The organism is Amycolatopsis magusensis (genome assembly GCF_017875555.1).
In the GTDB taxonomy this organism is placed as follows: domain Bacteria; phylum Actinomycetota; class Actinomycetes; order Mycobacteriales; family Pseudonocardiaceae; genus Amycolatopsis; species Amycolatopsis magusensis.
In genome coordinates this window covers 7954406-7976061 of the sequence record NZ_JAGGMS010000001.1, presented here as the reverse complement: position 1 = coordinate 7976061, position 21656 = coordinate 7954406, and the positions used below count along the sequence as shown (strand labels likewise).

Here is a 21656-nt window from a genome sequence, read left to right as displayed (position 1 = left end):
TCCCGAGGAGCACCCCATGTCCCCAGCTTCCGCACCCGTCCTGGTCACCGGCGCCACCGGCAGGCAGGGCGGTGCCACCGCCCGCGCCCTGCTCGCGGCGGGCATCCCGGTGCGGGCCTTGGTCCGCGACACGACCACCGGCCGGGCGAAGGCCGTCGAGGCGCTCGGCGCCGAACTGGTCACCGGCGATCTGCACGACCGCGATTCGGTGGTCCGGGCGGCCCGGGGTGCCCGCGCGGTCTTCTCCGTGCAGATGGCCGGGCTGACCGAGAAGGGCTTCGACTTCGCCGGTGAGGTGGTCCAGGGCGTCAACCTGATCGACGGCGCCAAGGCCGCGGGGGTGCCGCAGTTCGTGCACACCTCGGTCAGCGGCGCCGGGCAGCACACCGAGGCCCCCGGCTGGGCCGAAGGCCGCTGGGCGGCGATGGAACCCACCCTGGGCGCCAAGAGCGCGATCCAGGACCGGCTCCGCGAGGCCGGTTTCCCGCACTGGACGCTGCTCAAGCCGGCCTTCTTCATGGAGAACTTCCTGCCCTCCATGGCGTTCCTGTTCCCGCGTGGGATCGACGGCGGCTTGGTGAGCGTGGTCAAGCCCGCGACTCACCTGTCCCTCGTGGCCGTGGAAGACATCGGCAAGGCAGCCGCGGCGGCCATCACCACGCCGGAACGCTTCGACGGCGTCGAACTTGAATTGGCGAGCGACTACCTGTCGATGGCGGAAATCGCCGACGTGCTTTCGCGGGTTTTGGGCACGCCATTGTCCGCGCCGGAAATGACCGAGGAGGAGGCTTTCGCCGCCGGGATGCCGGGAATGGGTGCCTCGCATGAATGGCTGAACGTGGCCGGTCAACCCGCCCGGCCCGAGTTCGCGCGGGAACTCGGCCTCTCGCTCACCGGATTCGAAGCCTGGGCGCGGGAACACCTGCTTGCGTCCTGACCGTCCGGGCTTCCTGGACGGGTCATCCTGTGGTGCGCCCGCTCCGGTACTCGTCGGCCAGCCGCCGGGTGCGCTCGTCGAGTGCCTGCCAGGCGGGGGCGTCGCTCTGGTAGGCGGTGACGATGTCCACGACCTCGGGCGGCAGTTCGCGGATCGCGGCGGTGTCGCCCGGCATCGTGACCCGCATGCCTTCGATGAGCGTCGCCCGCGCGAGTTCGTCGATGCGGGGGTCGTCGGGAGCCCAGTCGAGCGCTTCGTCGTAGATGCGCAGGACTCGGACGTACTCCTCGTCGTCGAGCAGGGCGAGTTTGGTCGGGAGGTACTCGTCGATGATCGCGGGCATGACGGCGGTGGCGAGGATCCAGGTGTCGCGCTCGATGTTCACGTAGCGCTCGGAGAAGCCGAGTTCGCGGAGCCGGTCGAGCAGGCCGGTCGCGATTTCGGGCAGGCACAGGCGGTCGGGGGTGCGCAGCAGGGTGAGCTGGGCGCGGCGGTGGCGGAGTTCGTCGATGCGGGCGGCGAGATCGGCGTCGATGCGTTCGACGGCTTCGCGGTGCTCTTCGTCCCCCGCGGCGAGCATCGCGGGGATGTCGGCGAGTGGCACACCGGCCTTCGAGAGCGTCACGATGCGACTGAGGTCGATGACGTCCTGGGCGCCGTAGCGCCGGTAGCCGGACGCGTCGCGGCCGGGTTCGGGCAGGAGACCGCGGGCGTGGTAGACGCGCACGGCCTTGACGGTGCAACCGGCGTGCTCAGCGAGTTGGCTGATCGTCAGCAATGGCGTGCTCCTTCGCTTTCCCGACTCCATCCTCGTCCTCCGTCCCGGTGGAGGGCGACTCCAGGGCGCGCAGCCCGCGGCCGGACAGCGCGAACGCCGCCATGAGCACCCAGGCACCGGCGATCCCCCACGCGAGCGCGGCGAGGCTGCCCGCGCCGACGACGAGGCCGGTCGCGCCGAGGCCGATCGGGCCGGCCGCGAGCGACAGGGCGTTCGAAAAGCCCATCACCCGGCCGAGTTGCGTGCCGGGGACCCGTTCGCTGATGACCACGCCGAACAGCGGGCTGACGACCCCGCTGCCGAGGCCGACGACGATCGCCCCGGCCGCGACCACCCAGAACCCGTCGAGCGTCGCGATGAGCACCAGCCCGGTGGTCGACGCCGCGATCGAGACGACCCACGCCAGGCGGCGGGAGGAGCGGACGAGCAGGGCGTAGAGCGCCGAGCCCGCGATGACGCCCACCGCGAAGGAGGACATCGTGAAGCCGAGGAAGTCGGGGCGGCCCAGCGCGGCGAAGTGCGCCGGGAGCAGCACGGAGAGCAGGGGAGTGGAGACGAGCGAGCCCATGGTGGCCACCACGAACAGCTTGACGATGACCGGGTGCCGCCGCACGGTCCGCCAGGCCCCGCGGAACCCCGGCTCGGCACCGTCGCTACCCACGGGAGGGACGCGAACGGCCACCGTCGCTAGCGCCGCTAGCCCCGAACAGGCCGCAGTAAGCCAAAGTACGGTTCCCGGAGCTAGCACCGCTAGTAGAACCCCGGCGCCCGCCGGCCCGGCGAGGAACGACACCCCGAAGATGCCCTGGCGCAGCCCCGCCACGGTGTCGAGCGAGAAGCCCGAACGCTCCGCGACGCGGGGCATGAGGGTCTGGCGGGCAGTCATGCCGGGAATGTCGAACAGCCCACCGGCCGCCGCGAGCAGCACCAGCGCGAGAAGGGAAAGCCCGCCGAAGGTGTCGAGAAGCGCGAGCGCCGCCACGGACGCCGCACTGCAGACATCGGCGAGGACCGCCATCCGCCGCGCCCCGAACCGATCGATCAGCGGCCCGACGGCGACCGTCGCCAGGATCTGGGCCACCCCGGTAGCCGCCGCCACCCCCGCCGCGGCGGCCGGGTCACCGGTGCGGAGGAGCACCAGCCAGGGAAGCGCCAGCTGGATGGCCGAGTTACCGACGAAGGAGAAGGCCTCGGCGGAAGCGTAGAGGGGAAGAACCAGACGAGAGCGCGACATGCGGTGACCGAAACACCCCGCCCCAGGGTCAAGGTCAAGCCGCGATCTCCGCCGCGGTGACCGGACCGGGGCGCAGGGCGACTGTGCCGCCACTTCAAGGTTCGAAACCGCCGCCGGTGGGTCAGGGGGGCGGTGGTGGCGAGGAGGGAGCGGGCCGACCAGCGGCCGTGGTCGTGGTGGACTTCGATGGGGTGGTCGAAGGCGGCGGTGACGTTCGCGGTGGTGATGGTGTCGTGGGCCGGGCCTGCTGGGCCGCGAGCGTCGCCTCGCCGCTCGCGGCGGTCAGTGCGGCGTTCACCAGATCCGCGTCCACGACAGCTCATGGCACTGCTTCCTATGTGAACCTCACCTGTGTATCGTCTCAAGCATAAGCTCATCGCATGATGAATTAGAGGGTCGTTTTCCACGGCTGCGCCGCGGCCGTGGAGGTCTCCGCGTTCGCACGCGGCCGGGATCCGGGCGAACGGGGAGCCGCGTTGCGCGGTCATCGGCTTGTTCGTCCGCTGCGGACTGCGTCGGAAGGGATTGTCATGACTGTGGAAAGCACCCGGGTCCTCGGGCAGGCGTGGTACGAGGACGGCACGAGGTGACCGCGCGCGAGCGAGTCCAGGCGATCGTGGTCGCCGTGGTGCTGATCGCCGGAGTCACGTACCTGAGCCTCGACTTCGGTGTCCTGCCGCTGTTCATCGTCGGCATCCCGGGCCTGCTGGCCTACCTGCTCTGGTACACCACCGGCCTGCGGCACCCTCTCGAACCGGCCGTGATCCTGCCGGTCTTCCTGCTCACCGCTGCTGGGTTCACCGTGCACGCGATCGAGGAGTACCTCGGCCGCTACGGTCCCGCCGTCGGCAGGCTGTTCGGGTTCGCCTGGACCGATCAGGCCTTCGTGGTCATCATCCTCTGCCTGGTCGCGGCACTCAGCCTGGTCGCGTTCGGCCTCCATCGGCAGGTACCCGTCGCCGGCTTCGTGGCGACGTTGTTCCTGGCCACCCGGGTCGCCGAACTCGCGCTGTTCGTCTTCCCGCTGGTGCGACCGGCGATCGCGCCGGACGTGGCGGAGCCGGTCACCACGGCCGTCGGCGGAACCCGGGTGGCCGACATGCCGAACCATTTCGTGGACGTGGCGGGCACCTACTACTTCCCCGGCATGCTCACCGTGGCGTTGCCCGTGCTTCCGGCCGCGTACGCGCTGTACCGGATCTGGATCACCCGCCCGTCTCTCCTGCGAAGTACGCTCGGGATGAGCCGGTCCGCGCCGCTCGTCAGGTGAGCGGGGTGGGTGGGACAGCTGCCTGGTGGTCGAAGGCTGGGCGGGCGGTGCGGCATCGACTCCACCACCCTCAGTTGGTGGCGGCCAAGGTGACGCCGAGGCCGACGAGCGCGGTGCCGGTCACGCGGTCGAGCACCTTCCGCGGTCCCGATCGCCGCATCAGCCCGGACAACCGCGCGGTGAGCAGCACGAAAGCCAGCCACCACAGCACACCGAGGCCGATGTCCAGGAACCCGAGCACCAGTACCTGCGCGGCGGCGGAGCCCGCGGGATCGAGGAACTGCGGCAGCACGCTGACGAAGAACAGCGCCGCCTTGGGGTTCAGGACATTGGAGACGAAGGCCTGCCGGAACACCCGGCCGGGCCCGGCTTCGACGATGGTCGTTTCGTCCGCGGCGGGCGCGTCACCCCGGCGCTTGCGCCACGACTGCCACAGCGCCTGGAGCCCCAGGAAGACCAGGTAGGCGGCACCGGCGAGCTTGAGCACGGTGAAGGCCACCGGACTGTGCAGCAGCGCGGTCGACACCCCGAGCGCGGCCGCGGCCATGTGTACGCAGAGCCCGCACTGCACACCCGCGGCGGCGAGGAAACCGTAGCGGCGGCTGCGCGCGGAGTAGCGGAGGATGACCATCCAGTCCGGGCCCGGCACCACGTAGGCCAGCATCACCACGCCCACGAAGGCGATCAGCGTTCCCAGGGTCATCCGGCGTCCTCCCCGCGTCCTTCCGGCACTCGCTGCGGACCGGCTTCCCGATCCGGCCGCGGTTCAATCCCGCGGGTCAGCCTTCGGCGTCGCGGACCACGAGGGCGATCTGCACCCGGTTCTCCACCGCCAGCTTGGCGAACAGGTTGCCGGTGTGCGCCTTGACGGTCGCGACGCTGATGTGCAGCCGCTCGGCGATCTCCGGATTGCCCAGCCCCTCCGCGATGGCCCGTGCGGTGTCGAGTTCCCGTTCGGTCAAGGTGGACAGTCGTTCCCGCGCGGCTTCGCGGGACGAGCCGCGCGTACCGGAGGTGGCCGCGGCGATCACCCGTGCCGTGGCCACCGGGGACAGCGCGGGGTTCCCCTCGGCGACGGTCCGCACCGCCTCGACGATCTTCGCCGGCGGGGTGTCCTTGAGGACGAACCCGAGCGCTCCGGCCCGCAGGGCGCCGAGCACCAGGTCGTCGGAGTCGAAGGTGGTCAGCATGAGCACCCGCGGCGGCGAAGTCCGGGTGAGCAGCTCCCTGGTCGCGCTGAGCCCGTCGCGGCCGGGCATCCGCACGTCCATCAGCACCACGTCCGGCCGCTGCTCGGCCACCACGGCGAGCGCGGAGTCGCCGTCGGCCGCCTCCGCGACCACGGTCAGGTCCGGTTCACCCTCGAGGACGAGCCGCAGTGCCATCCGCACCAGCTGGTCGTCGTCGACGATGACCACCCGCACCGGTTTCCGCTCGCTGTCCACTCATCCGCTCCTGTCGTGGTGGTCCGGCCAGGGTAGTTCCGCGCTGAGGACGTAACCGTGCCCGGGTTCCGGGTGGTGTTCGAGCTTCCCGCCGGCGAGGGTGACGCGTTCGGTGAGGCCGAGCAGGCCGAACCCGGAGGCCGGTGGCCGGGCGATCGTGGTGGTGGCCGCGGAGTTGTGGACGCGGACGCGCAGCCCGTCCCCGGACCGTCCACTGAGGACGATGTCCACCGGTGCGCCGGGGGCGTGCTTCGCGGCGTTGGTCAGTCCTTCTTGGACGATCCGGTAGCAGGTCCGCCCGGCGGCGTCGGCGGGATCACCCGTGACGGTGCTGGTGAAGGTGACGTCCATTCCGGAGGCGCGGGAGTCGGCCACCAGTTCGGGGATCCGGTCGAGTGAGGGCTGTGGTGGCTCCGGAAGGCCCGGATCGGCCCGGAGCACACCGAGCACGCCACGCAGTTCTTCCAGCGCTTGGTGCGAACCATCGGCGATGCCGCGGACCAGCACGCGGTTCTCCTCCGCGGTGAGGTCGCTTCGGTGGTCCAGCACACCGGCCTGCATGGCGACCAGGGAGATCCGGTGCGCGAGCACGTCGTGCATCTCGCGGGCGATCCGGTTGCGTTCCAGTGCCCGCGCCTGTGCCGCCCGTGCGCTCTGTTCCCGTTCCGCGCTTTCCGCCCTGGCCCGCAAGGACCGGACTTCCACCCGCCGCGCTTCGATGGCCAGGCCGATGGCCACCGCGATGCCCGCGCTCATCGCCGGGATCGCGAGTCGCAACCACAGCGGCCCGGGCAGGGCTTCGATCGGGTAGAGCTCGGCGGCGAACTGCGAACCGGCCACGTAGGCCAGCACGACGACCCCGATCTCCACCGGGCGGCGGCGAGCGGCGATTGAGCACAGGGCCAGCAGCGCGGCGCCGGTGGCCAGGGTCGACGCGGTCGAGGCGACCACGACCACCAGGGCGACGGCGACCGGGAACCGCCGCCGCCACAGGAGCACCACCAGGCAGGCGAGCGCGAGCAGCGGATCACCGGTGACGAACCAGGAACACGTGTCGGCCGCGCACCCCCGCGGCAGCAACGTCCCGGTGGAGAGCCAGAAGGGGATGCCCAGCGCCGCGGCCGCCAGCAACCGCCAGGTCTGCTGCCACCCGCCGGCTCGTGGCGCGACGTCCGTGTTCACCCGGCCAGTATCGCGAAGCCGGGCGGCCGGTGCAGCAGCCCCGAGGACCGTCGTGCCCACGACCGGAGTCGCATACCGACCCCGACCCCGGTCGAAGACGAGTCGGGTCGCCGGGGCGATGTGCCGGTGGGGCCGGAATGGACAGACTCCCTCCCGTACCGGAACAACCGGGCGAGACGGAGGAATGCGATGAGCGGAAGTGACTGTGTGGCGAGCGGGTCGAGGGGGCAGCCGTGAAGAAGAAAGCCTTGTCCTTCGTCCTCGCCGCCGGCGCGGTGGCGGCGACCGTGATCCCGGGCTCGTCGGTGGCGGCGGCGCCGGACACCGTGCAGTGGGGCCCGTGCTCGGAGAACGAATCCGCGCCGCGTCTCGAATGCGCGACGCTGGAAGTCCCGTTGGACTACCGCGACCCCGGCGGCCGTCAGATCGAGATCGCGATTTCCCGGGTGGCGAGCGAGAAGCCCGCGCAGCGCCGCGGCGTGTTGCTGACCAATCCGGGTGGTCCCGGCGTTTCAGGACTCGGCTACCCGGCGGTGCTGGCCAGTGCGGGCATGCTGCCGCAGGAAGTACTGGACTCCTACGACGTGATCGGCTTCGACCCGCGGGGTGTCGGCCGCAGCGCGCCGGTGACTTGCGAGCTGACGCCGGAGCAGCAGAACCGCGGCAACTTCCCGGCGTACGCGCACACCGCGGCCGATGTCACGAAGGAGGCGGAGAACGCGCGGGCCATCGCCGAGCAGTGCGCCACCTCCCCGACGGCGTGGATGCTGCCGCACACCACCACCGCGAACACCGCGCGTGACCTGGACCGGATAAGGGAGGCGCTGGGGGAGTCGAAGCTCTCGTACTTCGGCGCTTCCTACGGCACCTACCTCGGCGCGGTGTACACGACGCTGTTCCCGCAGCGCAGCGACCGGATCCTGCTCGACAGCAACCTCGGCCCGGGCGGGTACGACGTCACGGCCATGCGGTTGTTCGCCCGCGGCATGGAGGACCGGTTCCCGGACTTCGCGGCGTTCGCGGCCGCGCACCCGGAATACGGCCTGGGCACCACACCCGAACAGGTGACCGCGAAGTTCTTCGACCTGGCGAAGCGGCTGGAGGCGAAGCCGGTCCACGGCATCGACGGGACGGCGTTCCGCGGGCTCACCTTCGACCGCCTCTACAGCGACGCCCTGATGCACGTGCTGGCCGATATCTGGCAAGCGCTCGACAAGGGGCAGCAGCCGCCGCCGATCGAGCCGCCGGTGGCGGACGTGCAGAACGCCATGGCGGCCCGGTTCCTGGTGATCTGCGGTGATTCACGCTGGCCGGACGAGATCCGGGACTACCAGCGCAGTGCCGCGGTGGACCGGCTGCGGTACCCGATGCTGGGCGGCAGCACGGGCAACATCGGCCCGTGCGCGTTCTGGCCGGACGAGCGGCCCGAGCCGCCGGTGCGCATCGGTGACCGCGGCCCGGCGAACGTGCTCATGGTGCAGAACGAACGCGACCCGGGCACGCCGCTGGCGGGCGCGGAGAAGCTGCGGCGGGCGTTCGGCGAGCGGGCCAGGATGGTGACCACCGACCAGGGCGGGCACGGCGTCTACCCGTACGGCGGCAACAAGTGCGCCAACGACGCGGCGACGGTGTTCCTGACCACCGGGCAGCGCCCGTCACAGGACCTCACCTGCGCGGTGGGCACCGGCGGGTAGCGGTCGCGAGTGGACCTAAACGCCTAAAGTCACTTGGGTGGAGATGCTGCACCTGCGTTATTTCGTCGCCGTCGCCGAGGAGTTGAACTTCTCGGCGGCGGCGCGGCGCCTGCACATGGCGGCGTCCCCGCTGAGCCAGCGGATCAAGGACCTCGAGCACGAACTCGGGCAGCGGCTGTTCGACCGCAGCACGCACCACGTCACGCTCACCCCGGCCGGGACCGCGTTGCTGCCGATCGCGCGGGACGTGCTGGACCAGGTCAACGCCATCCCGTGGCGGCTGCGCGAGGCGACCGGGGCCCGGCGCGCCACGGTGTTCCTCGGCATGCCCGCCGGGGTGCACCCCGAGCTGCGGGCGCGGGTCAACACCCTCGCCGAGCGGGTCCGCGAGCGGTTCGAACTCAAACGATGGCCCGGGACCACCCCGGCGCTGGTCAGCGCCGTGCGCGAGGGCAAACTGGCGCTCGCGCTGGCCCGGTTGCCCGTCGGCGATCCGGCGCTGGACCAGCTGACCGTCATGACGGAACGGCTCGGCGCGGTGGTACCGGCGGACCAGTTCGCCGGGCGGGACGCCGTCTCCCTGGCCGAGCTGACCGAGCTCTCCTACGTCGCCACCCCGGCCGAGATCACCCCGGCCTATTTCGACCAGCTCGACCGTGAACTCTTCGAGCGGGGAATCCGCAAACGCATCAAACTGGCCGACACCGGCTACGGCGGCGCGTCCGAAATCATTTCCACCGGAATGGCGTTCTCGGTTTCCATGCTGGACCCGGAAAGTCCGATGAGCGGTTATCGGCTGGACAACGTGACCGTGCTGCCGTTCACCGATTTCCGGCCCCGTCTGGACACCGGCCTGGTCTGGCAGCACGACCGCGCGCACGGCGGTGACCTGGACGAACTCGTCGCCGCGGCCCGTGAGGTCTTCGCCGAACCGCTCACTCGGTGACAAAACGGAAAACAATGGTATGACCGCTGTGGTCATACCATTCTTCGTGAACTGATCATTCCCATTCCGGTCCGCCGCGTCTAGCTTTGCAGGTAGGGAAAACAAAGCAAAAGGCGCGAAAGGACCAAGTGATGGTGCACACAACCGACTCCGCCGGTCCGCTGGCCGGGGTGCGCGTGATCGACCTCTCCACCGTGGTGATGGGCCCCTACGCCGCCCAGATCCTCGGTGACCTGGGCGCCGACGTGATCAAGATCGAATCGCCCGCCGACACCGTGCGCGTGGGCCAGTACCGGACCACGCCGGGCATGACCCCGCTGAACCTCAACGTCAACCGCAACAAGCGCAGCGTGGCCCTCAACCTCAAGGACGCCGGCGAGCGGGCGCGGGCGCTGGAGCTGATCGGCACCGCGGACGTGCTGATCACCAACATGCGCCCCGGCGCGCTCAAGCGGCTGGGCATGACCTACGAGGACCTCGCCGAAACCAACCCCGGCCTGGTCTACGCCCACGCCCAAGGCTTCCGCGGCGACTCCGACCGGGCGGGCAACGCCGCCTACGACGAGACCGTGCAGGCCGCCTCCGGCCTGGTCGACATCGCCAATCGCGCGCTCGGCACCCCGGTCTACCTGCCGACCATCCTCGGCGACAAGGTCTCCTCGCTCACCATCGTCTACGGCGTCCTGGCCGCGCTGGTGCACCGGAACCGGACTCAGCAGGGGCAGCGGATCGAGATCCCGATGACCGACACGCTGATCGCGTTCAACCTGGTGGAGCACCTGTCGGGGCACGTGTTCGAGCCCGCCCAGGGCCCGACCGGCTTCCCGCTGTCGATGAACAAGGGCCACCGGGCGGTGCGCACGCGCGACGGGCTCGCCTGCGTCATCCCGTACAACCCGCGGAACTTCCGCGACTTCTTCGCCGCCGCCGGACGCCCCGACCTCGCCGAGGACCCGCGCGTCAACGGGGAAGCCATCGACGGCGCCGACCACGAGGCGCTGGCCGAGTTGATCGACGAATGCGCCCCGGCGCTGACCACCGCCGAGTGGACCGAGGTCTGCGCCAAGCACAGCATCCCGATGGCCCCGGTGCTGGAACTGGACCACGCCGAGGACGACGACTACGTCCGCGAGGGCCACCTGCTCGACACCGTCGAGCACCCGACCGAGGGACCGATCCGCACGGTCGGCATCCCGGTGAAGTTCTCCGCCACCCCCGGCTCGATCCGCCGCCTGGCCCCGGTCGCGGGCCAGGACACCGACGAGGTCCTCGCCGAGCTGGCCACCCGGTAAGGAGAGAAGACCATGAGCACAGTGCGTGCCGAGCGAATCGGCTCGGCCCTGCTGATCACCATCGACCGCCCGGACGCGCGCAACGCGGTGAACGCCGCGGTCGCCACCGAGCTGGCCGCCGCGCTGGACGAGCTGGAAACCGATCCGGCACTGCGGGCGGGTGTACTGACCGGCGCCGAGGGCACCTTCAGCGCCGGAATGGACCTCAAAGCCGCGTTGCGTGGCGAGTCGCCCGAGGTGGCGGGCCGCGGGTTCGGTGGCTTGACCGAGGCCGAACTCACCAAACCACTGATCGCCGCCGTGGAGGGCTGGGCCATGGGCGGCGGGTTCGAACTGGCGCTGGGCTGCGACCTGATCGTCGCCGCCGAGGACGCGAAGTTCGGCCTGCCCGAGGTCAAGCGCGGGCTGATCGCCGCGGGCGGTGGCGTGCTCCGGCTGCCCAAGCGCATCCCGCACCACCTCGCGATGGAGTTCCTGCTGACCGGCGAGCCGGTCACCGGCCGCCGCGCCGGTGAACTGGGCCTGGCCAACCGCGTCACCGCACCGGGTGACGCCGCCGCCGTGGCGTTGCAGCTGGCCGAGCAGCTGGCGTTGAACGCGCCGCTCGCGCTCGCCGCGGTGAAGAAGATCGTGCGTGCCGCCGACGGTGTGCCGGAGCCCGAAGCCTTCGCCGCGCAACGCGAGGTGATGGGCGGGCTGATGGCCTCGGCCGACGTCCGCGAGGGCATGACCGCCTTCGCCGAGCGCCGCGCTCCGAAGTGGACGGGGAAGTGAAATGAAGATCGACGAAGTACGCCGCCACGTGACCACCCCGCTGACCAGCCCGGCCTTCGCGCCGGTGGTCCCGAGGTTCACCGACCGCGAATACCTCAACATCGTCTACCGCACGGACGCCGGCGCCCTGCGTGCCGTGGTCCCGGAACCCCTGGAGATCGACGAGCCGCTCGTCCGCTTCGAGGTGATGAAGATGGGCGACGTCAGCGGCTACGGCCCCTACACCGAGGCGGGCCAGGCGATCGAGGTCAGCTTCGACGGCGAGCGGGGCGAGTACCTGCACGCGATGTACCTCGACAACTTCCCGGCGACCGCCTCCGGGCGTGAGGTCAGCGCGTACCCGAAGACGGTCGGCGCGCCCAGCCTCTACGTCGACCACGGCGTGCTGGTGGGCACCCTGGACTACGGCACGCTGCGGGTCGCCACCGCGACCATGGGCTACAAGCACCACGAACTCGGCCACGACGAGGCCGCGGCCCAGATCACCGTGCCGACGTTCATGCTCAAGACCATCCCCGGCTACGACGGCTCGCCGCGCGTGCAGGAGCTGGTCCGCACCGAGATCACCGACGTGGTGATCAAGGAGGCCTACACCGGCCCCGCCCGGCTGCAGCTGTTCCAGCACGTCCTCGCCCCGCTGGCCGACCTGCCGGTGCTCGAGGTCGTCAGCGCCAGCCACCTCCGCACCGACCTGACGCTCGCTCCGGTCAAGCCGGTCTTCGACTACCGGGAAGGAGCACGCTCATGAGCCAGGAACCCCGCACCGCCGCGGTGATCGGCGCCGGCACCATCGGCTTGTCGTGGACGGCGTTGTTCGCCGGGCACGGCCTGACCGTCCGGGTCAGCGATCCGCGGCCGGACCTCGCCGAGGCCGTCGCCGCCGCGCTGGCCGAGTTCACCCCGCACCTGGCCGCGCAGGGCCTGGACGTCGACGGCCTGGGTGACCGGGTGCACCTCGCCGGGGACGTCGCCGAAGCTGTCCGGGACGCGGATTTCGTGCAGGAGAACGGTCCCGAGGACGTCGAGTTCAAAAAGGACCTGTTCGCCACCCTGGTCCGCGAGGCACCCCGGCACGCGCTGCTGCTGAGTTCGTCGTCGGCCATCCCCTCGTCCGCCTTCACCGGCGACCTGGAGGACGCGAGCCGGGTGCTGATCGGGCACCCGTTCAACCCGCCACACCTGATCCCGCTGGTCGAGGTGGTGCCGGGGGAGCGCACGAGCGAGGACTCGGTGCGGGCCGCGGTGGACTTCTACACCGCCGTCGGGCGCACACCGGTGGTGGAGCGCAAGGAGATCCCGGGGTTCGTCGGCAACCGCCTGCAGAACGCGCTCAGCCGGGAGGCGATCTACCTCGTCGAACAGGGCGTGGTGACCCCCGAGGAACTCGACCGGGTGATGACGAACTCGCTCGGCATCCGCTGGGCCACGGTCGGGCCGTTCCTCGGCTCGCACCTGGGTGGCGGACCCGGTGGCTACCGGCACATGGCCGAGCACATCGGCAAGTCGATGAAGACGATGTGGGCCGGTCTCGGCCGGCCGTCGCAGAACGAAGAAGAACAGGAACGGCTCATCGAAGCCGTCGAGAAGGCTTATGGCTCGGCCACGTACTCGCAACTCACCGAGGCGCGCGACCGCAGGCAACTCGCCGTCCTGTCCGCACTGGCCGAAGGGAAGAACTGAGATGCTCACCGCCGATTTCTACGACTACGAAGCACTCCTGCCGGAAGACGAGCGCGAAATCCTCGTCCGGGCGAGGGAGTTCATGCGCACCGAGGTCAAGCCCCTGGTGAATGAGAACTGGGCCAAGGGCGAGTTCCCGAAGGAGCTCATCGGCCTGTTCCGGGAAAGCGGCCTCGCCGGGCTGCCCTACGAGGGCTACGGCGAGCACCGCGGCGCGGCGAGCCACCTGCTCACCGGCATGCTCGCGATGGAGATGACGCGCACCGACGCCTCGGTGGCCACCTTCTTCGGTGTCCACAACGGACTGGCGATGTACTCGATCCACTCCGGTGGCAGCCAGGAACAACGGGACCGGTGGCTGCCCGCGATGGCCGCGATGGACAAGATCGGCGCGTTCGCGATGACCGAACCGCTCGGCGGTTCCGACGTGGCGGGCGGCATGCGGACCACCGCACGGCGCGACGGCGGCGCCTGGATCCTCAACGGCGCCAAGAAGTGGATCGGCAACGCCACCTTCGCCGACTACGTGGTGGTGTGGGCGCGCGACCTCGACGACAACCACGTCAAGGGGTTCGTCGTCGAGCGGGGCACGCCCGGCTTCACCCCGGTGAAGATCGAGGGCAAGACCGCGTTCCGGATCGTGGAGAACGCCGAGATCACCCTGACCGGCGTCCGGGTGCCCGAGGCGAACCGCCTGCAGAACATCAACTCGTTCCGCGACGTCGCCGAGATCCTGCGCGCCACCCGCGGCGGGGTCGCCTGGCAGGCGCTGGGCGTGATGGTCGGGGCCTACGAACTCGCGCTGGACTACGCCAGGCAACGCGAGCAGTTCGGCCGCCCGATCGCCGGTTTCCAGCTGGTCCAGGACTTGCTGGTCAAGAGCCTGGGCAACATCACCGCGTCGTGGGGCATGCTGATCCAGCTCGCCCGCCTGCAGGACAACGGCGTCTTCCGCGACGAGCACTCGTCACTGGCCAAGGCGTTCGTCACCGCGCGCATGCGTGAGGTGGTCGCCTGGAGCCGGGAGATCTTCGGTGGCAACGGAATCCTGCTGGAGCACGACGTGGCCCGCTTCTTCGCCGACGCCGAGGCGATCTACTCCTTCGAAGGCACGCGCGAGATGAACACCCTGATCGTCGGCAAGGCGATCACCGGGCAGAGCGCCTTCGTCTGATAGTCCCAGCGAACCAGGTATTCGCCCGCCGGTGTTCCCCGGCGGGCGAATCCGTGGTTCAGACGCGTGGGCGGTTCCGGCGCCCGGTCACCTTGTTGTAGATGAGCAGGACGATGATCGCGCCGATGATCGACCCGATCCACCCGGCCGGCTGGAACCCGCGCAGGCCGACCGTGAGCAGGCCGAACAGCAGCCCGCCGACCACCGAGCCGATGACACCCAGCACGATCGTGCGCAGCAGGCCGATGTCGTCCTTGCCCGGGACCAGCGCTCGCGCGATGAAACCGGCGATCAGTCCGAACAGGATCCAGCCGAGAATGGTCCACAGCATCGCTTCACCTCGTTCTTCTCCGTCGGGGTGCTGCCCAGCGGGCGAAGACACCGACGATACGGGAGCGGGGCACCCGGTGACCGATCGTCGGCACACCCGATCGGGCGGATCAGCCGAGGCCCATCCCGTGCCACAGCGCCGGATCGGCCTTCCGTGCCACCAGGGGGAAGCGGGTGCCGCCGAGGCCCGCGTCGAGCGGGCGGTCCAGTTCCAGCGTGGGCGGCGCCGAGCACCGACCACGTGCCGGACAGTGCCTACTCCCGTGTCACTTCGAGGGCCCTCGCCCGGTCTCGCGCCAGCGGAAGCGCTCGACGCCGAACTCCTGGCTCCGACCGCACCAGCAGGTCCAGCCGATGCCGGGGAGATGGTGCCAGAGGCGAATCAAGTGACAATGCCCCCGCGAGCGTCACATTCCCTCTACGCTCAGCGGTATGAGGATCAGGCCCGACACGTCGGGGTTCCAGCCGGACGGTGACGCGTCCTGGGTCGACCCGTCGACCGGGGACCGCATGTCCGCGCACTTCTTCGACCTGGTGCCGAGCCTGCCCGCGGGCCTCGACGACGTGCCCCGGCTGCGGTACGAGCTGGCCGTGCAGACCGCGGAGGTCGGCGGGCTGGTGGAGGCGTTCGTGGTCACCCTCGACGGGGTGCCCGCGTTGCTGCAGGTGGTGAAGCTGCCCCTGCCGGACCGGCCGGGACAGGTGTTCGTCGCCTCGGTCACGGTGCCCAAGGCGGAATCCAGCGTGGTGCTGAAGCTGATCGCCTTCGAGGGGTCGATGACCGGCGCTCGCGAGGCGGCGCTGCTCTCGGACACGATCAGCGAGACCGGGAGCCCCGACGCGTTCTACTCGCCACACCCGTACGCGCCGGGGACCCAGCCGAAGCTGCCCTGGCACCGCGGTGACGACCCGCGGCTCGACCAGCGCTTCCCGGACCACCCGCTCAGCCGCGCCCGGCGCTGGCTGCGGCACGTGCTGGCCACCGCGAAACTGGACCCGGCGTTCGGCGCGCTGCCGGCGTTCGGCTCGCCGGTGTCGGTGGCGATCGGGCTGCCGATCGGGCCGTTCCTGCCGCTGTGGACGGTGAACGAGCAGATGACCTTCTGGCGTCTGCAGGACGCCGACGCGGTGCGCGCGCTGCTGGGCCGCGGTGGCACCGACCGGCGGCCGGTGACCGACACCGAAGGCTGTGAGGCGGGCTGGCTGTACCCGGCCAACGGGGTGCTCGTGTTGTCGCCGGGCCTGCCGCCCGTGCCGGTTACGCCGGTCAGCGACGAGACGGCGTACACGAGCCTCACCTCCGAGGAGATCGTCGCGGCGTTCGACTGGATCGGCGAGCTGTCCGTGGCCGCGGGCGAGCGGGCGGAAATGCTGTTGGTGCGCACCGCTTCCACCGCCGACGGCGCGGACAAGCACGTGCTGATGGCGCTGCAGGTGCACGACGGCGACCGGGCGAACCCGTCGTGCGTGGTGGAGACCTCGCCGATCCCGGCCGGCGCCCAGTTCTGGGACACCCTGCCGCCGCTGCCCACCCCGGACACGGCGGGTTTCGCCCGCGTCCGCGACGAGGACCACGCCCGCACCGACGGCAGGCTGACCATGTGGGCGGTCCAGACCTGGGACGTGCACCCGTTCCGCCTGATGCTGTCGTACAAGCCGAACCCGGATCTGCGTTAGCTCGTTGGTGCGCGGCAACGGCCCGCGTTGTCCAGGCACTGTCCGGTGAGTCAAGGTCGCGCTCTCCGCGCCCAGGCGGCCCCTGACGGCACGGGCGGGCGCGGCCGAGTACGGGCCAGTACGAGGCCGACCCGCCCGCACCGCCAGGAACCACCTGGATCACGAAGCCCATCGACCAGACTCACCGGACAGCGCCTAGGGTGGGCGCATGCGTGTGTCGCTGGATGCTGTGAAGACCCGGGCCGCGCTGCGTACCTCGGCGCGTGTTTCGCTGCAGTCGCTGCTGGTCCTGCTCTTCGCCGGGGTGCTGCTGTGGCTGCTCGGCTGGATGTGGTCCGTGGTCTGGCCGGTGGTGATCGCGCTGCTGCTCACCACGCTGACCTGGCCGGTGACCCGGTTCCTGCGCCGCCGCCGGTGGCCGGCGGCGCTGGCCGCCGCGACGGTCACCGTGACCTTCCTGCTGCTCATCGCCGGGATCGTCCTGCTCATCGCGCTCCCGGTGGCGGGGCAGTCCGGCGCGCTGGTCGACGGGGTGGTCGACGGCATCGAGGAACTGCGGCGCTGGGCCGCCGGACCGCCGCTGAACATCGGCGAGGAACAGATCAGCGGCGCCATGGACACCGCGGTCACCCGCATCCAGGACAGCGTCGGCAGCATCCTCACCGCGACCGTCACCGGCCTCGGCACCGTGGCCAACGGGCTGGTCACCGCGGTGCTGGCGGTGTTCCTGATGTTCTTCTTCCTCAAGGACGGCCCGCGCTTCCTGCCGTGGCTGGGCAGGCAGCTGCCCGGCCGCCTGGCCACCGACGTTCCCGCGGTGGCCGAGCGCTGCTGGTACACCCTCGGTTCCTTCGTGCGGTCGCAGGCGTTCGTAGGCCTGCTCGACGCGGTGTTCATCGGTATCGGGCTGTGGATCGTCGGCGTCCCGCTGGTGCTGCCGCTGGCCGTGCTGACCTTCGTCGCGGCCTTCGTGCCGATCGTCGGCGCCCTGTTCGCCGGTGCCGTCGCGGTGCTGATCGCGCTGGTGTCCAACGGACTCGTCGACGCGCTGATCGTGCTGGGCATCATCATCGTGGTGCAGCAACTCGAGGGCAACGTCTTCCAGCCCATGCTGCAGAGCCGCGGTCTCGGCCTGCACGCCGGAATCGTGCTACTGGCGGTCACCCTCGGCGGCAGCCTGGCGGGCATCACCGGGAGCCTGCTCGCCGTCCCGGTGGCCGCGATGGTCGCGGTGATCTGGAACTACCTGCGGGAGCAACTCAGCACCGAGCCGGAACCGGAACCGGTGCCCGAAGAACCGGGCCCGGAGCCTTCCTGACGCGGCCACGGCCAGGGCGCAGGCGGCGAATCCGGCACCGAGCAGGCTGGAACCCGCCCACCCGTGGGCGGTGAACACGGCGGTGGTGGTGGCCGCGCCGAGTGCGGAGCCGAGCGAGTAGAAGACCATGTAGCCGCCGATGACGCCGCTGGTGCGGTCCGGGTGCGCGGTGGTCAGCAGGTGCTGGTTGCTCACGTGCACCGCCTGGACCGCGAAGTCGAGCACCACGATCCCGGCGGCGAGCAACCACAGCGACCACGGCAGTTGCCCGATCGCCGCCCACGCCGCGATGAGCAGGGCGAGCGCGAAACCGGTGACCGGGCCCGCTCGTCCCGCGTCCGCCCAGCGGCCCGCGCGCGCCGCGCCGAGGGCGCCGGCGAGTCCGGCGACGCCGAACAGGCCGATCTGGCTTTCGCTCAGCTGCCACGGCGTTTCCGCCAGCGGCAGGGACAACCCGCTCCACAGCGTGCCGAACGAGGCGAACAGGAAGAACGCGATGAGCCCGCGCGTCAGGAAGAGGCGCTCGCCGAACAGTCCACCGAGTGCGCTCACCGCCTGCCGGTACCCCGCGGATCGTGGACGTTGATCTGACGGCAGGCCCACGAGGACGAGGGCCGCGAGTCCGAGCGAGAGCACCGCGAGCACGGCGTAGACGCTCCGCCAGCCCCACACCTCGGCCAGCGTGCCGGTGACGATCCGGGCGCCCAGGATGCCGACGACCACGCCCGAAGTGACGACGCCGATGGTGCGCCCGCGTTCGGCGGGTGGTGAGACCGACGCGGCGTAGGCGACCGCGGTCTGCACCACGACCGCGCACACCCCCGCCGCCGCGAGCCCCGCGAACGCCACCCAGGCGCCGGGCGCCGACGCCGTCAGGACCAGGCCCACCGCGGTGAGCGCCAGGTGGGCGGCGATGAGCCGCCGCCGGTCGGCCACATCGCCCAGCGGCACCAGCAGCACCAGCCCGGCCAGGTAGCCGAGCTGGCCGGTCGCGACCAGCCATCCGGTGCGCTCCGACGGCACCCCGAGTTCCCGGCCCATCGGCTCCAGCACCGGCTGGGCGGCGTAGATGCTCGCCACCGCGACCCCGCACACCACCGCGAGCAGCAACCGCCGCCAGGCGTTCATCGCTCTCCAATCAGTAGCAAATTGCAACCGATCGGACCGTACGGCATGATGGTTTCATTCCGCAACTCATTCGGGAGGTGTCATGACGCGGGCCCCGGACCCCGGCTGGACCGACGCCGACTGCCCGGTCGCCCGCACGGTCGACCTCGTCGGCGACCGGTGGAGCCTGCTCGTCATCCGCGACGCGATGGACGGGGCACGCTCGTTCACCGAGTTCCAGCGGCGCACCGGCATCGCCCGCAACATCCTCACCGACCGCCTGCGCAAGCTCACCGCGCACGGCCTGCTCGAACAGCGCACCGCGCCTTCGGGTCGCCGTCAGGAGTACGCGCTCACCGGCAGCGGCCGCGACCTGTTCCCGGTCATCCTCACCCTGCGGCAGTGGGGAGAACGCCACGCGTTCGAGCCCGGCGAGCCCCACTCCACGCTGGTCGACCAGCACGGCACCCCGGTCCCGGAACTCGTGCCCGCGGGTGCCGACGGCGCTCCCCTCGACGCCGTCAACACCAGCGTGCGGAAGCTCGGGTGAGCCGGACCGGCTTGACCATGCCCCAGGGGCACGGTGTGGGGTGTGCTGACCGGAACGCGACAGGAGGACGGTTCACGTGGCGTGGAGTACGAGCCAGCTGGCGGAACTCGCCGGTACGACGCTGAAAACCGTTCGGCACTACCACAAGATCGGCCTGCTGGAGGAGCCGGAACGGTCGGCGAACGGCTACAAGCAGTACCGGGTCCGCCACCTCATCCGGCTCCTGCGGATCCGCAGGCTGGTCGACCTCGGCGTGCCGCTGGCGGGTATCGCCGCGATGGAGGAGTCGGACGAGAACGCGGAACAGACGCTCCGCGAACTGGACGCCGAGCTGGCGGCCAGCATCGAACGCCAGCAGCGGATGCGCAAGGACCTGGCCGCGGTACTCGGCCACCGGGCCATGGCCGACCTGCCCGCCGGATTCGAGGCGAACGCCGCCGACGTGTCCGAGGCCAACCGGGCCTTCCTGCTGCTCTGCTCCCGGGTCTTCGGGCCCTCGGCCATGGCGGCGTTGCAGGAACTGCACTCGGTGCCGCCCACCGCGGTCGATGCGGACTTCGACGCACTGACCGAGGACACGGGTGAGGACGAGCGGCAGCGGCTGGCCGAACGCATGGTCCCCGAAGTCCACCGGCAGCAGCGGGATTTCCCGTCACTGACGGATCCGGCGGCGCAGTCCCCGCACGGACCGGCGTCCGCCATGTCGGTGGTCGCCCAGGGGCTGAGGGAGTTGTACAACCCGGCTCAGCTCGACGTCCTCAAGCGCGTCGGCGCACTCGTCAAGGAAAAGGGCGCCGACGCGGATGTTTGACTGTGGGAGAATGGGGAAGCGCCTCATTTTTCTCGGGCCGTCACGCTGATTCCGGGTCGTGTAACCCTTACGTGCCCGGCAGTCGCTCGACGGGTTAACCGCGTGCCGGAATGTTTGGGATTCCGCCACGGGTGGCCATCCGCGAATTCCGACCGGGTGGCGCCACCCCACCGGGGGCTTGTCTCCAGTTCTTGATCTTCACCGCGCCACCGCCCGGTTGTTAATTTCCGAACGGCGAAAACCGCGCGAGGCGGAAATTGGTGACTGATGGGAACAGGTCGGTTGTCCGGAGAACTGTGGGACGTCGTGGTCGTCGGTGCCGGGCCCGCGGGGGCGAGTGCGGCGCGGGTGGCGGCCGAGGCCGGTTCCCGGGTGCTGCTGCTGGAGCGCGCCGCGGTACCCCGCTACAAGACCTGCGGTGGCGGGCTGATCGGCTGCTCGCAGGAGTTCCTGCCGCCGAACCTGGGCGTCACCATCCGTGACGAGATCCAAGCGGTGACCTTCGGCCTCCGCGGACGCTGGCAGCGCACGCTGAAATCCGCCGGGAACCTGCCTTGCCGGATGGTGTTCCGTGACGAGCTCGACGCCGCGCTGACCCGTGCGGCGGCCGGAGCGGGCGCGGTGGTGCGGGACCGCACACCGGTCATGGCGGTCGAGGACGGCGAAGGCGTGGTCACCGTCCGCACCGGCACCGGTGACCTCGTGCACGCCCGCGCGCTGGTGGGGGCGGACGGGAGCGCCAGCAGGGTCGGCCGCCACCTCGGCGTGCACTGCGAGCAGGTGGACCTGGCCCTCGAAGTGGAGGTGCCGGTCGACCGCCGGGTCGCGGCGAACTGGCGTGGCCGCATGCTGATGGAGTGGGGCCCGTTGCCGGGTTCCTTCGGCTGGGTGTTCCCCAAGGACGACGTCTGCACCGCGGGGGTGGTGGCCGCCAAGGGAAACGGCGAGGCGACCCGGGCTTACCTGCGTGAGTTCCTCGAGCGGCACGGCCTCGCCCACCTGACCCCGCTGCACGACACCGGGCACCTGACCCGTTGCCGCCACCCGGATTCCCCGCTGGCGCGGGACCGCGTCCTGCTGGCCGGGGACGCCGCCGGGTTGTGCGACCCCTGGTCGCGCGAGGGCATCTCGTTCGCGCTGCGCTCCGGGGTGTGGTCCGGGCGGGCAGCCGCCCGGGTCGCCCAAGCCGAGAGCGAGGCGGAACTGGAGCGCGCGCGGGACGACTACGTCACCGCGGTGCGCACCACGCTGGGCGGCGAAATGCGTGCCTCGCGGCAGATCATGGACATCTTCCGGCGTCGTCCCGCGGTGGTGCACACCGCGCTGACCGCCGTCCCCCCGGTGTGGCGGCGGGTCGATGCCTACCTCACCGGCACCACCACGATCCCCGACCTGCTCGGCACCCGCCCGGCGCGCGCCGCGCTGAAGGTCGCCGGGATCGTCCCGTGACGCGCAAC

At 70.8% G+C, this 21656-nt stretch carries 20 protein-coding genes and 1 pseudogene; 14 read left to right on the top strand and 7 right to left on the bottom strand.

Annotation, left to right across the window (positions count from 1 at the left end):
- The first annotated feature begins 16 nt into the window (after positions 1–16).
- On the top strand, positions 17–937 hold the full coding sequence (locus JOM49_RS35655; protein ID WP_209668537.1) for an NmrA/HSCARG family protein: 921 nt from the start codon (positions 17–19) through the stop codon (positions 935–937).
- Between the two features lie 22 nt (positions 938–959).
- On the opposite strand, the gene JOM49_RS35650 is transcribed toward JOM49_RS35655, so the two are convergent.
- Positions 960–1715, bottom strand: a complete 756-nt coding sequence (locus JOM49_RS35650) for a helix-turn-helix domain-containing protein (RefSeq protein ID WP_209668536.1) — start codon at positions 1713–1715, stop codon at positions 960–962.
- Positions 1690–2949: an MFS transporter gene (locus tag JOM49_RS35645; protein ID WP_209668535.1), complete on the bottom strand. Its 1260-nt coding sequence runs from the start codon at positions 2947–2949 to the stop codon at positions 1690–1692. Before JOM49_RS35645 ends, JOM49_RS35650 begins: the two co-directional genes overlap by 26 nt.
- A 586-nt stretch (positions 2950–3535) precedes the next feature.
- Here JOM49_RS35645 and JOM49_RS35640 point away from each other — a divergent pair.
- Positions 3536–4219: a hypothetical protein gene (locus JOM49_RS35640; protein WP_209668534.1), complete on the top strand. Its 684-nt coding sequence runs from the start codon at positions 3536–3538 to the stop codon at positions 4217–4219.
- A gap of 70 nt (positions 4220–4289) precedes the next feature.
- On the opposite strand, the gene JOM49_RS35635 is transcribed toward JOM49_RS35640, so the two are convergent.
- The 3 genes from JOM49_RS35635 to JOM49_RS35625 form a co-directional block, all read right to left on the bottom strand.
- On the bottom strand, positions 4290–4922 hold the full coding sequence (locus tag JOM49_RS35635; protein WP_209668533.1) for a LysE family translocator: 633 nt from the start codon (positions 4920–4922) through the stop codon (positions 4290–4292).
- A 76-nt stretch (positions 4923–4998) separates the two neighbouring features.
- On the bottom strand, positions 4999–5664 hold the full coding sequence (locus JOM49_RS35630) for a response regulator transcription factor (protein ID WP_209668532.1): 666 nt from the start codon (positions 5662–5664) through the stop codon (positions 4999–5001).
- Positions 5665–6846: a sensor histidine kinase gene (locus tag JOM49_RS35625; RefSeq protein WP_209668531.1), complete on the bottom strand. Its 1182-nt coding sequence runs from the start codon at positions 6844–6846 to the stop codon at positions 5665–5667. It abuts the gene before it with no gap.
- Positions 6847–7079: 233 nt separating this feature from the next.
- On the opposite strand from JOM49_RS35625, the gene JOM49_RS35620 reads away from it, so the two are divergent.
- The 7 genes from JOM49_RS35620 to JOM49_RS35590 all read left to right on the top strand — a co-directional run bounded on the left by JOM49_RS35620 (position 7080) and on the right by JOM49_RS35590 (position 14406).
- A complete protein-coding gene (locus tag JOM49_RS35620; protein WP_209668530.1) occupies positions 7080–8540 on the top strand; it encodes an alpha/beta hydrolase in 1461 nt (486 codons plus the stop codon).
- Positions 8541–8577: 37 nt separating this feature from the next.
- Positions 8578–9486 carry a LysR family transcriptional regulator gene (locus JOM49_RS35615; RefSeq protein WP_209668529.1) on the top strand — a complete coding sequence of 303 codons (909 nt, stop codon included), beginning with the start codon at positions 8578–8580 and terminating at the stop codon, positions 9484–9486.
- A gap of 131 nt (positions 9487–9617) precedes the next feature.
- On the top strand, positions 9618–10778 hold the full coding sequence (locus JOM49_RS35610; RefSeq protein WP_209668528.1) for a CaiB/BaiF CoA transferase family protein: 1161 nt from the start codon (positions 9618–9620) through the stop codon (positions 10776–10778).
- A 12-nt stretch (positions 10779–10790) separates the two neighbouring features.
- A complete protein-coding gene (locus JOM49_RS35605; protein WP_209668527.1) occupies positions 10791–11552 on the top strand; it encodes a crotonase/enoyl-CoA hydratase family protein in 762 nt (253 codons plus the stop codon).
- Between the two features lies 1 nt (position 11553).
- Positions 11554–12300 (top strand): acetoacetate decarboxylase, encoded by a 747-nt coding sequence (locus JOM49_RS35600; protein ID WP_209668526.1) that lies wholly within the window; start codon positions 11554–11556, stop codon positions 12298–12300.
- Positions 12297–13232, top strand: a complete 936-nt coding sequence (locus tag JOM49_RS35595; protein ID WP_209668525.1) for a 3-hydroxyacyl-CoA dehydrogenase NAD-binding domain-containing protein — start codon at positions 12297–12299, stop codon at positions 13230–13232. The genes JOM49_RS35600 and JOM49_RS35595 overlap by 4 nt, the downstream gene beginning before the upstream one ends.
- A gap of 1 nt (position 13233) precedes the next feature.
- Positions 13234–14406 (top strand): acyl-CoA dehydrogenase family protein, encoded by a 1173-nt coding sequence (locus JOM49_RS35590; RefSeq protein WP_209668524.1) that lies wholly within the window; start codon positions 13234–13236, stop codon positions 14404–14406.
- A gap of 58 nt (positions 14407–14464) precedes the next feature.
- Here JOM49_RS35590 and JOM49_RS35585 read toward each other — a convergent pair whose 3' ends face one another.
- Positions 14465–14737, bottom strand: a complete 273-nt coding sequence (locus JOM49_RS35585) for a GlsB/YeaQ/YmgE family stress response membrane protein (protein WP_209668523.1) — start codon at positions 14735–14737, stop codon at positions 14465–14467.
- Positions 14738–15168: 431 nt separating this feature from the next.
- Between JOM49_RS35585 and JOM49_RS35580 the strand changes: the two genes are divergently transcribed.
- Complete coding sequence (locus JOM49_RS35580) at positions 15169–16413, top strand: hypothetical protein (RefSeq protein WP_209668522.1); 1245 nt, start codon at positions 15169–15171, stop codon at positions 16411–16413.
- Between the two features lie 208 nt (positions 16414–16621).
- Positions 16622–17602 (top strand): annotated as a pseudogene (locus JOM49_RS43525) (AI-2E family transporter); the annotation flags it as partial.
- On the opposite strand, the gene JOM49_RS35575 reads toward JOM49_RS43525, so the two are convergent.
- Positions 17564–18859 carry an MFS transporter gene (locus tag JOM49_RS35575; protein ID WP_209668521.1) on the bottom strand — a complete coding sequence of 432 codons (1296 nt, stop codon included), beginning with the start codon at positions 18857–18859 and terminating at the stop codon, positions 17564–17566. The pseudogene JOM49_RS43525 and the gene JOM49_RS35575 sit on opposite strands and share 39 nt — an antisense overlap.
- An 82-nt stretch (positions 18860–18941) precedes the next feature.
- On the opposite strand from JOM49_RS35575, the gene JOM49_RS35570 reads away from it, so the two are divergent.
- The 3 genes from JOM49_RS35570 to JOM49_RS35560 all read left to right on the top strand — a co-directional run bounded on the left by JOM49_RS35570 (position 18942) and on the right by JOM49_RS35560 (position 21648).
- Positions 18942–19388 (top strand): winged helix-turn-helix transcriptional regulator, encoded by a 447-nt coding sequence (locus JOM49_RS35570; protein ID WP_209668520.1) that lies wholly within the window; start codon positions 18942–18944, stop codon positions 19386–19388.
- 76 nt (positions 19389–19464) lie between these two features.
- A complete protein-coding gene (locus JOM49_RS35565; protein ID WP_209668519.1) occupies positions 19465–20199 on the top strand; it encodes a MerR family transcriptional regulator in 735 nt (244 codons plus the stop codon).
- A gap of 267 nt (positions 20200–20466) precedes the next feature.
- Positions 20467–21648 (top strand): geranylgeranyl reductase family protein, encoded by a 1182-nt coding sequence (locus tag JOM49_RS35560; protein WP_209668518.1) that lies wholly within the window; start codon positions 20467–20469, stop codon positions 21646–21648.
- Positions 21649–21656 lie beyond the last annotated feature (8 nt).

Bases quoted from the DNA above. Each gene is read 5' to 3' on its own strand.
- JOM49_RS35655 (WP_209668537.1), top strand. From the start codon at position 17: ATGTCCCCAGCTTCCGCACCCGTCCTGGTCACCGGCGCCACCGGCAGG.
- JOM49_RS35645 (WP_209668535.1), bottom strand. From the start codon at position 2,949: ATGTCGCGCTCTCGTCTGGTTCTTCCCCTCTACGCTTCCGCCGAGGCC.
- JOM49_RS35635 (WP_209668533.1), bottom strand. From the start codon at position 4,922: ATGACCCTGGGAACGCTGATCGCCTTCGTGGGCGTGGTGATGCTGGCC.
- JOM49_RS35560 (WP_209668518.1), top strand. From the start codon at position 20,467: ATGGGAACAGGTCGGTTGTCCGGAGAACTGTGGGACGTCGTGGTCGTC.
- JOM49_RS35610 (WP_209668528.1), top strand. From the start codon at position 9,618: ATGGTGCACACAACCGACTCCGCCGGTCCGCTGGCCGGGGTGCGCGTG.
- JOM49_RS35585 (WP_209668523.1), bottom strand. From the start codon at position 14,737: ATGCTGTGGACCATTCTCGGCTGGATCCTGTTCGGACTGATCGCCGGT.
- JOM49_RS35600 (WP_209668526.1), top strand. From the start codon at position 11,554: ATGAAGATCGACGAAGTACGCCGCCACGTGACCACCCCGCTGACCAGC.
- JOM49_RS35570 (WP_209668520.1), top strand. From the start codon at position 18,942: ATGACGCGGGCCCCGGACCCCGGCTGGACCGACGCCGACTGCCCGGTC.
- JOM49_RS35580 (WP_209668522.1), top strand. From the start codon at position 15,169: ATGAGGATCAGGCCCGACACGTCGGGGTTCCAGCCGGACGGTGACGCG.
- JOM49_RS35605 (WP_209668527.1), top strand. From the start codon at position 10,791: ATGAGCACAGTGCGTGCCGAGCGAATCGGCTCGGCCCTGCTGATCACC.
- JOM49_RS35595 (WP_209668525.1), top strand. From the start codon at position 12,297: ATGAGCCAGGAACCCCGCACCGCCGCGGTGATCGGCGCCGGCACCATC.
- JOM49_RS35590 (WP_209668524.1), top strand. From the start codon at position 13,234: ATGCTCACCGCCGATTTCTACGACTACGAAGCACTCCTGCCGGAAGAC.
- JOM49_RS35575 (WP_209668521.1), bottom strand. From the start codon at position 18,859: ATGAACGCCTGGCGGCGGTTGCTGCTCGCGGTGGTGTGCGGGGTCGCG.